At 48.2% G+C, this 13,126-nt stretch carries 5 protein-coding genes; all 5 read right to left on the reverse strand.

Annotation, left to right across the window (positions count from 1 at the left end; translation table 11 throughout):
• The gene (locus ABMY45_RS21450; protein ID WP_349289494.1) at positions 1–4,539 is read right to left on the reverse strand and encodes an SDR family NAD(P)-dependent oxidoreductase; all 4,539 of its coding nucleotides are present in this window, start codon (positions 4,537–4,539) and stop codon (positions 1–3) included.
• 2 nt (positions 4,540–4,541) lie between these two features.
• Positions 4,542–9,998: an amino acid adenylation domain-containing protein gene (locus ABMY45_RS21455; protein ID WP_349289495.1), complete on the reverse strand. Its 5,457-nt coding sequence runs from the start codon at positions 9,996–9,998 to the stop codon at positions 4,542–4,544.
• A gap of 126 nt (positions 9,999–10,124) precedes the next feature.
• The gene (locus tag ABMY45_RS21460) at positions 10,125–10,865 is read right to left on the reverse strand and encodes an alpha/beta fold hydrolase (RefSeq protein ID WP_349289496.1); all 741 of its coding nucleotides are present in this window, start codon (positions 10,863–10,865) and stop codon (positions 10,125–10,127) included.
• A complete protein-coding gene (locus ABMY45_RS21465; protein WP_010607677.1) occupies positions 10,862–11,098 on the reverse strand; it encodes an MbtH family NRPS accessory protein in 237 nt (78 codons plus the stop codon). Before ABMY45_RS21465 ends, ABMY45_RS21460 begins: the two co-directional genes overlap by 4 nt.
• 324 nt (positions 11,099–11,422) lie before the next feature.
• Positions 11,423–13,039, reverse strand: coding sequence for a cyclic peptide export ABC transporter (locus ABMY45_RS21470; protein WP_239421623.1), 1,617 nt, complete (start codon positions 13,037–13,039; stop codon positions 11,423–11,425).
• Between the last annotated feature and the right edge of the window lie 87 nt (positions 13,040–13,126).

Consider the following 13,126-nt stretch of genomic DNA (forward strand, 5'->3'; position numbering starts at 1 on the left):
TTATTTCGCTCCCTCAGCCAGCTCTTCGGCCAGCTCTTGCTGTAGCTCTTGTATTAGAATGGCTTCTATTACTCGAGCAAGCCCCAAAATGGTTGGATCTTTAAAAAAGGAAGCTGGTGACAAGGTCACTTCAAATTTATTGCTTAGTTGCGACATGATTTGTACCCCCATTAAGGAGTCACCGCCCAGCTCAAACAAATTATCGTGAATGCCTATTTGCTCTATCCCCAACATGGCGCTCCAGACTTGCGCAATACCAACTTGTAAATCATCTTCTGGCGCAACATATGGCGTTGATAACTCAGGACGCTCATAGCCACCACTGCGAGGTGCCGCATCTGCCATAGTCAATTCTGCATCTAACAGGTTACCTTTGGTGGCTTCTAATCGTGCAGGAAGGTCGAGCGTTGAAACCGCAACTTGCGGCAATATTGGTGCGCTGAGTATGCGCGCCATAACTTCAATCCCTTGCTGAGGCGCGATGCCGACTCCGTCAGGCATATCCATATCACCAGCCATGCCGACCTCTCGCCAACTGTCCCAGTTAACAGCCAGTATTGGATAACCGCCCGTTTGCACCAATCGCTGTGCGTATTGTTGTGCAATACCATCTAGATAGGCATTAGCTGAAGCGTAGGCGGCCTTAGATAAACCACCTGCAATGCTGGCAAGCGATGAGCACAACACCATAAAGTCCAGTGGCTGCTCGTTAAATAAAGCCAACAAATGTTGCGTACCCACAACTTTGGCAGCAAACATCTGCTCGACAAACGCTGCATCCGTCGAACTAATTAAGGACGTTGCACCACTCCCAGCGGCATGGATCACCCCATTGATCTGCCCAAACTGCTGATGTGCTTGTGTGACAACCTCTGCCATTTGTTCAAAGTCCGCCACATCTGCTTGTTTAACCAGTACCTGCGCACCAAAGGATTGCAATTGTGCTAACTTTTGCTGTTGTGCTTCTGAAGGCGTGCTGCGACCAAGCAAGACTAATTTAGCCTGGTAGTGCTCCGCCAAATGCTCAGCCATTACCAAACCAACGCCACCTAAACCGCCGGTAATTAAGTACACCCCACCTTGGCGATAAATCGCTTCATTTTGCTTAGGTTTGGCCGTCGCTTCAAAGCCCATCAGCCAACGATGATAAGACCGATAAGCAACCACCTCGCCCGCTTCGCCATGCTGCTCTGACAACAACCAATCTACCCAGTCACCGTGAAGTTGTGCACCAAAATCAACCAATTGACACTGAATGTGTGGGAACTCCTGCGGGATGACTTTACATGGGCCAAGTAACATCGACTGAGCGGGTGAAATCTCATCATTGCCCGACACATCGGCCAACCCTTGGCTCACTACGCTCAAATTAACCGGCTGACCTAACTGTTGCGATTCAAGTGCTTGAGCAAGTGCGATTAGACTCATCATGCCCTGTTGTTGAGTTTGGCTTAAATCAGTAGGCTCGCTGGTCGGCAAGCTCCACAAATGGAATATATGCGATACAGGACCATGAATTTGATTCACGCTTGCAATAAGTTGCTGATAGTCGCTCAACTGTGCCGCGCGGATCACAAACTCATTATCCGATTCTTGCTGAAACGCTTGCCCTAATTTGACCCGAATTAGCTTATCGCTCTGCGTGTGCAGCTTATCAAAGAGCAGGTCGCAGGCCTTATGCTGTGTTTCAAATAGCAAAGTACAACCCAGTTCAACGGGCTGAGTTAAATCAGGAACCGAGCGCTTATATGAAGGGATGTAACACCACTGTTCAATCGGTTTTGGTGCTAAGGCATTATGGTTGTTTTGCGCCACAATATTTGCATCAGCTTCAATCCAAAAACGTTTTCGCTCAAACGGGTAAACAGGTAAGGCGACGCGATGAGGCGTCTGCTCATACAAGGCATCCCAATCAATCTCTACGCCCTCAATCCATAAACGCCCCAAGGCTAAGGCAAAGTGTTGCTCTGTCTCTTGCGCTTTTCTTGGGTGTGGTAGCGAAGTGACAATACTCGTTTGCGCTTTTACTTCTGCATCCCGTCCAGCAAGTTGACTTAGCGTATTACTTGGTCCCACTTCGAGTAGCACAGTTTGCTCTAAGCCATTTTCTGACTCTGGATTGTCAAGATTGACGATAGTGCGCAGACCTTGGTTAAAGCGCACCGCTTGTGCTAAATGCTGCGCCCAATATTGAGGGTCGGTCGCTTGTTGGTCAGTTATCCAAGTGCCTGTTACATTCGATACAAATGGAATGCTTGGGGCATTGCGCTGAACCTGAGCAATCAACTTAGCCAGTTGATCACCTGCATCACTCACCAAGGACGAATGGAACGCATGGGAAACATGTAAAGGCTGTACTACGACCCCTTGCTCAGTGAGCCTATTTGATAGTGCCGCTATCGCTTGCTCTGAGCCCGATACAACACAGTTTTCAGGGCTATTCACCGCTGCCAGCTCAACTTTATGCTCAAGATTGTCGGTATCAAGATAAGGAGCTAAAGCGGCTTCTGAGAGCGCCACCGATAACATACAGCCCGGTGCTTGCGCCTGAATAAATTCGCCCCGCTTGGCGACCAGGTATAATGCATCCTCTAAACTAAACACCCCCGCAATACACGCGGCGACGTATTCGCCGATACTGTGGCCAATCATAGCGCTGGGCTTTACTCCCCACGCCAACCATTGCTGCGCCAATGCATATTCCACAGCAAATAATACCGGCTGAGTGACTGAGGTTTGTTTTAGTTGCGCCGCACCGTGCTCAACGTCCGCTTCATCAACAAAAATAAGGTCTTTAATATCTTGCCCAACATGCGCTATCAGGCCCTCCCGACAGCGGTCAAATGCATCTCTAAACACGCTTTCTGACTCATACAGTGCGCGGGCCATATTGATATGCTGCGAACCTTGCCCTGGGAACATAAAGGTAACGGGCCTGTCACCTGAAACCGTTAACTGCCCTTGCGCTCTTAATGTGCTGGTATCGTCAGCCAGTGCTGCAATCGCTTGCTCACTATTTTGCGCCACCACGACGGTACGATGGGTTAGGCCTTTCCTACCCACTTGCAAAGTGTAAGCACTGTCTTGCCACAAAGGCTGAGTGCTTGCTTGCTTAAACCAAGTTGCTAACTGCTCGCGGCGACTGGCCAGTGCAGTTTTGGTGTGGCCCGACAGCGGTAAGATTTGCCAGTTGCGCTGCGACTGCGTCGCACGTTGAACTGGTGGCTCCTCAAGGACCACATGCACATTGGTGCCACCAATACCGAATGAACTCACCCCAGCACGGCGTGGGCCTGTTTCATTTGACCAAGGCGTCAGCTTATCCGCGACATAGAACGGGCTATTGGCAAAGTCAATTTCTGGGTTAGCTTGCTTGTAGTGCAAACTCGGCGGGATTTGTCCGTGCTTCACTGTCAGCGCGGCCTTTATTAACCCGGTAACCCCTGCGGCTGCATCTAGGTGGCCGACATTCGATTTGACTGAACCTACGGCACAATATTGCGTTTGCTCAGTATCCATTCGGTAGGCGCGGGTGAGCGCAGCAATTTCAATGGGGTCGCCAATCACCGTGCCGGTACCATGCGCTTCAACGTAACCAATGCTCTCTGCCGGGGTATCAGCCATTTCCAGTGCTGCGGCGATAACTTCAGCCTGCCCATCCACACTAGGTGCGGTGTAACCTGCTTTAGTATTACCATCATTATTCATTGCAGAGCCCTTGATCACGGCATAAATGGTATCGCCATCAGCCATTGCATCTTCAAGGCGTTTAAGTACCACGACACCAGAGCCAGAACCAATTACCGTCCCTTGAGAATCTGCGTCAAACGGACGACAGTGACCATCTGGAGACAAAATTGCGCCGGGTTGATATACATAACCGCCCTGATGCAAAAAGTTCAACCATGAGCCGCCAGCCAAGGTCATATCTGACTCATAATTCAATAATGAGCGTGTCGCCATGTGAACTGCAGCCAAGGAAGTTGAGCACGCCGTTTGTACCGTTACCGCAGGGCCCTTTAGGTTTAGTTTGTAGGCCAGTGTCATGGTCATGGCATCTTTGTTATTACCGTTCATCAGCGCTTGTAGCTGCGAGATATTACCAAGATCGCTAAAACGGCCACTTTGCATCAAATTAGAGATTAGATAAGTGTTTACGCCACAGCCGCCATAGACACCTATTGGAAAGTCACACTTGTCACCATCGTAGCCAGCATTTTCCAGCGCCTGCCAAGCGGTTTCTAAAAAGAGACGTTGCTGCGGGTCAAGCTCTTCTGCTTCACGCGGTGAATAGCCAAAAAATGACGCGTCAAACTTGTCTTGATCAGGCAACAACGCACACCGAGGGACAAAGTTGGGGTCAGCAATAGTCGCTTCCGGCACCCCAAGTTCACGTAATTCTGCCTCTGTGAAGGTTTTGATTGATTCCACCCCGTTTTTTAGGTTTTCCCACAGGGCATCTACGTTCTCAGCTCCTGGGAAACGACCTGCTAGGCCGACAATGGCAATATCTGTGCTTGAATAAGTTTCTGTAGTCATGCTTAGCTTTCCACTTTTGTGCGTGTTTTTTTCAAGAAGGCTTGGCGCTGGCGTTGACCACGCGCCGATGCTTTTTTCATTTCTTTGGCAACTGCTTGCTGTGCATTCGCAGCGCCTTCAGGTGTACGTTGTTCAAAGTAAGTGGCCATGGCACTTACGGTTGTCATATGAAACAGTTCTAACATGGTCAATTTACAGCTAAATTCGGCTTCAAGACGTTGCTGAATCTGACCAAACAATAGGGAGTGACCGCCCAAGTCAAAGAAGTTGTCATGCAGGCCAATTTGTTTCGCATCTAGACCTAGCACTTCCGCCCAAATCGCAGCGACTTTATTTGCTAAGCCGCCTGTTGGTACTTGATGGCTTTCACCACTCCCCCACTGAGGTTCGGGTAAGTGATGACGGTCAATTTTGCCATTGGCCGTCACAGGCAAGTTTGCCAATACGGTGATACAACTCGGGACCATGTAGTCTGGTAGTTTTTGCAGTAAACTTTGCTTCAGTGTTTGCGCGCTAGGTAATACGCCTTGGCCATTCTCCTCAGCGCCAACATAAGCCACCAAATGTGTCCCAGAATGACCATGTTGGCCATCACCGTCTTTGGCCAATACAACCGCTTCTTTAATGTGTGGAAGTGCCATTAATTGCGCTTCAACTTCACCGAGCTCTATCCGAAAACCACGAATTTTGACTTGATGATCGATGCGCCCTAAATATTCCAGTTCATCGCGTTGATTCCAACGAACCAAGTCTCCCGTTCGATATAAGACTTCGCCATCGCTACTAAATGGGTTGGCAACAAAACGCTCTGCGGTCAGGGCTGGACGCCCCAAATAACCACGAGCAACACCACGACCACCCACGTAAAGTTCACCGCTTGCTCCTTGTGGTACAGGATTCAGATCGGCGTCTAAAATATAGGCCTCACGCGCACCTATCGGCTTGCCAATTGGTACAGTGCTAACCTCATGTAGCTCACCCGGTAAACTGATCCATGCCGTTGGTGTAATAATGGTTTCAGTTGGCCCATAGGCGTTGACAATCCGAGGCGCAGAAAACGCCCGATGAGCGTCTTGATAATCTGTGCGGCTAAATTCTTCACCGCCGACAATACAGGTGCGAATTTGCTTACAGTCGTGCAAATGCGGCGTCAAAAGGCGTAAATAGGCGGGCGGTAAATGCAGTGCCGTCACCTTGTGCACGTTTATTAACTCACTGACGGCCTCCACATTGAGCTGCGCTTTAGTCGCCAGCACTAACGCACCACCTTTGATCAGTGGTGTCATCCACTGCTCACCTGCGGCATCAAAGTTAATCGAAAAGAACTGCAGCTCCGTGTGCTCGCTATCCACTCCATATACGTCAACCATATTTTGAATATGCATGGACAATGGGCCATGCGTAACGGCAACCCCTTTGGGCAACCCGGTCGAACCTGAGGTGTAAATAACATACGCTAAGTGCTGGGAATGTGATGCAATCGCAGGGTTAGTCGTCGCAAAGTCGCCAAGTGATATATGCTCGTATGCAAGCACTGGGATGGCGTTTTCAGCGTTTGGAATATGCGCCACGAGCGCAGCATTCGTCAGCACCAACTTAACCCCGCTATCCTTCACCATGTGAACAAGCCTGTCCTCAGGGTACGTCGGATCGAGTGGCACATAGGCGGCTCCCGCTTTCCAAATCGCAAATAGGGTGACATACATCTCAATACCGCGCTCAAGCGCCATACCGACACAATCTTCAGGCCCAATACCTCGACTTTTTAAATAGTGCGCGAGCTGGTTAGCTCGTTGATTTAATGCGTTATAACTCACGGTTTGTTGGTTGAAGATAAGTGCGGGCGCATCTGGCGTGCGCTTCACTTGCTCCTCAAACAATTGATAAATGGTAGAGTCATCCGTTGCAACCGCAGGCCCTTTGGCAACCTGAGTCAACCACGCTTGCTCTGCCGAGGTTTGCACACATAGCTGCGCAAGTGGCGTTGCGTCAGACTCAAGCTGGGCATGTAGCAGAGCAACATATTGCTCAGCCATACGCGCTATCGTTTGCGGCAAAAATAGTGCTCTGGGATAAACAAACTCTAGCGCTACTTGATCCTCTTCTAGCTCGTAAGTTTCGAGCGTTAAGTCAAATTGCGGCGCCACTTCTAGCGGCTGCCAAGCGCGGGCTGATAAGTTAGTATCCTTTGCGACCAACGGCTGCCATGCACGAGTATCATGCTCCGTATGGCTAAACATTACCTGGAAAAGCGGATGCGTATCGACGCTCCGTTCCGGCGCTAGCGCTTCGACTAGATACTCAAAAGGAACATCTTGATTTGCTTGTGCGCCCAAGACGGCAGTTTTGACTTGCGCCACAATATCTTGCAAACAAGTCTGACCCGAAAACTTCGCAGGGATCACTTGGGTATTTACAAAAAAGCCTACTAACTCTTGGAGTTGAGGCAAATGGCGGTTCGCAACTGGTATCCCCACTCGAATGTCATGTTGCCCAGTATAACGATAAAGCAAAGCATGAAAACTGGCTAACATCACCATAAATAAGCTGGCGTTTTGTTTGGCCGCTTGGCGACGAAGTTGCTTAACCAGTTGAGCCGGTAAGACGACACTGTGATTTGCACCTAACAGTTGCTTATTATTTTCAGGAGAGTGCGATTTATTGACTCGAGGAAAATCCGTGCATAACTGCAAAATAGGTTGCTCATCGCAGGCGAGTAGTGCTTGCCACCACGCTAATTGTGCTTGTGCCGCATCGGAGGTGAGATATGAGCGCTGCCACAAAGAAAAATCTTGATAGGTGATTGCGCCCTCTCGCACTTTACTCGCACTCAAGGTTCCCAAATAAATATGCGCAAGTTGGTCTAGTAATATTTGCATCGATACGCCATCGGAAACGATGTGATGCATCACTATAATCAGCTGATAGCCTTGCTCACCTAGATTAATTAGCGCCGCGTTGACGACATCCCCTTTAGTTAAATCAAATGCGTATTGACTCACTGTGGCAACCAATTCAGTCAATGCCGAAGTTTGCTGCGGCGCTGCAACATTACTTAAGTCAAATTGTTGCAGCGGCCAATGACCCGTTTGCGCAACCACTTGGATTGCCGTACCAAGTTCATCGGTATCAAAGCGTGTGCGCAGCGCTTGGTGTTCAGCCACCAGAGTATTTAATGCGTTTTGCAAGCGCGTAGCGTCTATATCTGAGTGTAGGTTGATGCGCGCACCAATATTGTAAGCACTGCTATGGGGCTCTAGCTGCCATAAAAACCATAGTCTCGCTTGCGCATGAGACATTGGAACGGCCTGCTCAATTCCATACTCGTTGGCAATAATGGAATTTATTGATGACACGCTGGAAGCTTCTTTAGCCACCAACTGTTGGCGTTGTGACGCGGCCAAAATAGCATCGGCTTGCTCGCCTAAGCGCAAACAATGAAATATTTCTGTGGGGTCAAACTTCACTTGCCAATGTTGCTCAATGGCGTGAATTAACTGCACCGCTTTTAGCGAGTTACCGCCTTCTGCTAGAAAGTGTGCGTCGCGACTAAAATCACTCTTACGATTGAGCACGGCTTGCCAGATATCGGCCAGTGCTTGCTCGTGTTTTGATAAAGGTGCTGGGGCCAAAGTATCTGCCAGTGTTTGACCACGCACCAGATGATTATGTGCATAAATCGCATAAGCCTTATCAGCATTATCTTCTGACAGTGGCGCAGCGACACTCAGTTCAGCGGCTTGCGTCCACATTTGCTTGCAGGCGCTACGCTGTAATTTGCCACTGGACGTTTTTGGCAAGCTTGCAGGTTGCATCATCAAAACGCCTGTGACGGACTCATCACAATATTCTGCAACGATTTCCTTTAAGCGATTAACCAACAACTGCGGACTCACTTGGCGCTGAACCTTGCGCGCAATTTCTAGCGCCACACCAACGCCTTCGCTATGGTTATCCGTGGCTGCAAATACCGCGATCCGACCTTTACGGGCGAACTCAAATTCTGCTTCGATAATTTTTTCAATATCCTGAGGGTAGATATTGCGACCATGAGAAATGATCAAATCCTTGATGCGGCCAACAATGTATAGTTGATTATCTTGCCACACTCCTAAGTCCCCAGTGCGAAGCCAGCGCGCTTGCTCATGTTCTACAAAGGTGGCAGCCGTTGCAGCTGGGTTTTGCCAATAGCCCTGAGCAATACTCGGGCCCGAGACCCAAATTTCACCCACATGTCCTGCCGGCAATGCCGCCTTGGTCGTGTTGTCTGTGATCCGTATACTATGATGTGAAGCTGGTACGCCACAGGCTACCTGCTTTACGCCGTGCTCAGCTTGTTGTGCGATACCTTGTGCAAGTGAGGCAGCAGAAAATGACTGTACCACTAGGCCAGATTGTCTTTTTGGCCCAGTAACAAATAAGGTTGCTTCAGCCAATCCATAACACGGGTATATGGCTTGAGGATTAAAACCTGCTGGCGTGGCTTGTGCAAAAAAGCTATCAAGCGTATCAACCCTTACAGGCTCTGCGCCACTAAAGGCCACTTGCCAAGAAGACAGATCCAAGTTCGCCATTGCGCTTGGCCTTATCCTTTCAACACACAAGCGATAACCAAAATCTGGACCACCGCTTGACGTACCTCGGTGTCTAGCAATTGCTTCAAGCCAGCGGATTGGTTTTTCAAGGAAGTAGCGAGGCGACATCAAGACACATTTTGAGCCATTGAATAAAGGCAAAATCAAGCCAGCCATTAATCCCATATCGTGGTACAGAGGCAACCAAGACACCACAACCTCGTCTGCTATCACCCCACTCCCTTCGCTGATGGCAATTTCATTTGCAATCAAATTACCGTGACTCACCATAACACCCTTTGGTGCTGCCGTTGAGCCTGAGGTATATTGTAAAAATGCCAACTCTTGTGGTTGTGGCGTATGCGCTTGCCAGCAGGTATTCTCTTGATAATTTAACTGGTCAACAAACAGTAAACTTGCAGCACTTAGGCCGCTGTTGTGCATTTCTTGTTTGGCTAGTTCAACTAACTGATGATCTGCAGAATGCGCTAAAATAGCGGTTGCTTGACAATTTAACGCAATCCCAACAACGCGCTGAATATGCTGAGAACGTGAAGATTCGGGAACAAATAAAGGAACCGCGATGAGACCGGCATAAAGGCATGCGAAGAAACTGATAACATAGTGTTCATTGTTATCTAGCATCAACAGCACTCGATCACCTTGACGACACTGTAGCTGCAGCTCGGCCGCTAGTCTTTTAATCTGTATATCTAATTCACCATAGGTAAATGAGCGCTCATCCAGCACACCTTCTTTGTCACTAACGACCACCAACGCGGTTTTATCTGCTTGGATCTGGGCAAGGTGTTGTAAACGCTCAACCATGCTGTGGGGAGTCTCGCCCGTGAGATACGGGTTTAGTTGTAATGGCTTGTGTTGCATATTGCAGCTCTACCTCAATTTTTCTAAATGGGCTCGCGACTAGAGACAAGATTAAAAAGCGAACCGACTAATACCAAGTGTTTAATGCTGTGTGATAACCCAAGTCCTCAAGTGCAGCGCTTGGTTTTACTCACAACTACTGACCAAAGCAGCCGCTGATGTATTATGGCGACTCAGTGTTTGCTCAAGTGCAGACAACACTGAAGCTTGGGCACTGTGAATATAAAAATGCCCACCAGCGAACCCTTGTTGCGATAATGGTTGACGGGCGTGTTGCTGCCACGCCAGCACTTCGCTAACACTGATTAAGTCATCGTGGCCATAAAAAGTGGTTACCGGCACGGTTATTTGCGAAGGGCTAGATGGCGCAAACGAGCGCAATGCGCGATAGTCAGCGGCCAGCACTTCAAGCGTCATTTCCAATAAATCAGCATTGTCAAATAGCATGTCTGGCGTTCCTCCCTGCGCTCGCAATTCAGCAATGAGCGCTTGCCGATCATTAGGTTCTGGGTAGCGCTCAGGATGAATAAACTGTGGCGCAGGACACGCCGATAGCATCAAGGCGTTAGGCAAAGGTAAATTGCGCTGTTGCAACTGCAGTGTGACGCCATAGGCAAGCAAAGCTCCCATGCTATGACCAAAAAAAGCATAATCACCGATCATCTCATGCTGGTAACACTGAAGTATCGCACTCACTTGCTCGTAGTAGTTTTCGACTTTCTCTTCATCTAACCTAGGGCCTCTTCCTGCAAGCTCAATGGGCACTAGCTTTATCCAGCTAGGCAATTGCCGACTCCAACGTAAGTACATTGAGGCACTCGCCCCAGCACAAGGCAGGCACAACAGCTTAATGCTTGGTGTACTCACGCGTCACCTTGTTGCGCTTGCTCAGCCATCCACTGACGCAAAGAAGCAGGACGCATATCAGTCCAGTGCTCGTTAATGTAGCTTTGCACGTGGGCCTTATCGCCCTGAACGCCAGCTACAGCTTGCCAACCCGCTGGTACCGCTTTCCACTCGGGCCAAATTGAATATTGTTCTTCTTGATTAATAAGCACGATGAAGGTTTCATCTTCGCGGTCAAAACAGCTCACTGACATGACATCTCCTGATAAATATTGCACTGCTACTATAGGCAGTCGGTTTACATTCTGATGAGGTTGGGTAGCCATGAGGTATGTATCTCCGTGCTACCTTCTCAACATGCCAATAAATTTGGCGATATTGCCTCTGTAGACGAATAGAAATGCGAATTGTTTAAAGAAAAAAGCGTCTATATTCTGATTTTTTACCAGTGCAGATAATTGCAAGCATATAGGTAGGGATATCGCGGCCTAAATATGCTTAGCCGCTAAGCGGTCATCAAGTTAAACGCAGTGATAGTGTTGGCTTGCACTGCGCTCAACTTTAACCACTCAGGTTATTTATGCAGCTGCCTCTTCACGCTGATAAAGTTGGCCGTGCTCCATTCGCAACAGTCGATCGGCGCAGTCAAAATACTTATCGTCATGAGAGATAACCAACAGCGTTTTACCCTGTGCTTTAAGCTCTGGTAATAACTGGCGATAAAACACCTCTTTAAATATAGGATCTTGGTCCGCCGCCCATTCATCAAAGACTAAAAACGGACGCTGCTCTAAATGGGCTACCACCATGGCTAGCCGCTTTCTTTGCCCTTGAGATAACGCACGCGTTGAAAATGCACCATTGGCAACATGCACTTTACGATTAAGTTGGAGCTTTTCTAACAGTGAGTTTGCGGCCGCATCTAATTCAGTTGAAGGGATATCCAGCAATTCTTCAAACAAATAAAAGTCAGAGAAAATTGCGGTGAAAAGCTGTCTATACTCATCTAGATCTTCAGGGTTAATGGTTTTGCCATCTAAGCGAAGTTGACCAGTATTACTCTTGTATAATCCGACCAACATCTTAGCCAGCGTGGTTTTGCCACTGCCATTACCGCCAACCAAAAAGACAATTTCCCCCGGTTTAAACGATAAATCGATAGGTCCAAGTGTGAATAAATCATCAGAAGGTTCATGATAAAACTGATGTGTTAACCCGCTTAATTCAAGCTGTTTAAACGAGGAAGGCGCATTCGGTAAGTGCTTTTCTTTCGCTCCTTCGGATAAATGCGCGGTAACAGCTTCAATGCGTGCAGCTGATGCTTTCGCTATATTGGCCGCGGGCAGAGCCTTTAGTAAGTTCTCTAAGGGCGCAATCATATATATAAAGACCAACGCAAAGCCCGTTAGTATTTGGGTACGCTGCGCTGAATCTGCTACCAGCGCGAACAAAACCGCGCCAATAAATGCGTAGATTAAGAAATTTCCCCAAGCGGTAGAAATAACAAAGACAGACATGCCCACCGTCCGTTGCTTACGAACCGATTCAATGGAATCTCCAAGCACGTTATCTGCAAATCGCTGTCTTTTACCAGCATGCAAGCGTAGCTCTTTGGCACCATCAACCAAAGCACTAAAGTGTCCAAACAAGCGATCTTGCTCTTTTGCTGCACCATTTAAATAGCCGATGGCTTTGAGATGAACCAAATGATAGCCAATAGAGCCTAAACCCAAGACCACCAGCGCCATCACAAATACATCCAGCGATAACCAAGCGATATAAGCCATACAACCAATTACAATAATACCATTGACGACGATCACCGGTAACCGGACGAAAAACTCAGCAACTTTTAAACAGTGTTCAGACAGCGCTGATTGCACCTTAGCTCCGCCCACTTCTTCAAGTTGACGATAATCTGCTTGCAGCACCTTATCTGAAATATGCCTTCTCAGCACAGCATGTGCCTGTTGACTCAATCGCTCAAACAATGTTGAAGCCACCACCTGAAAAACCAGCACAGCCACCACCAAGGCCACAAAAATACCAAAAAATTGATTGGCTTCTTGTTGTGATGAATTCAATACCTTATTAATTTGCGTGAGTAACAATACGGCACACACACCGCAGATTGCACTCGTGAACACAGCCGCACCTAACAACCATTTTGATTGACGAATTAAATACCCAAGCACACGATTTCCTCATAATTCAATTACTGAGTCTGATAGCAACAAGACGAAGCACTTCTAAAGTTGTTTAACGAAAGTCTAAAAAAAACT

The organism is Pseudoalteromonas sp. XMcav11-Q (assembly GCF_040104525.1).
GTDB lineage: Bacteria > Pseudomonadota > Gammaproteobacteria > Enterobacterales > Alteromonadaceae > Pseudoalteromonas.

What these genes read in the sequence shown, in the direction of transcription:
- ABMY45_RS21455 (WP_349289495.1), bottom strand. Translation starts at nt 9,998, where the DNA reads ATGCAACACAAGCCATTACAACTAAACCCGTATCTCACGGGCGAGACT.
- ABMY45_RS21450 (WP_349289494.1), bottom strand. Translation starts at nt 4,539, where the DNA reads ATGACTACAGAAACTTATTCAAGCACAGATATTGCCATTGTCGGCCTA.
- ABMY45_RS21465 (WP_010607677.1), bottom strand. Translation starts at nt 11,098, where the DNA reads ATGTCAGTGAGCTGTTTTGACCGCGAAGATGAAACCTTCATCGTGCTT.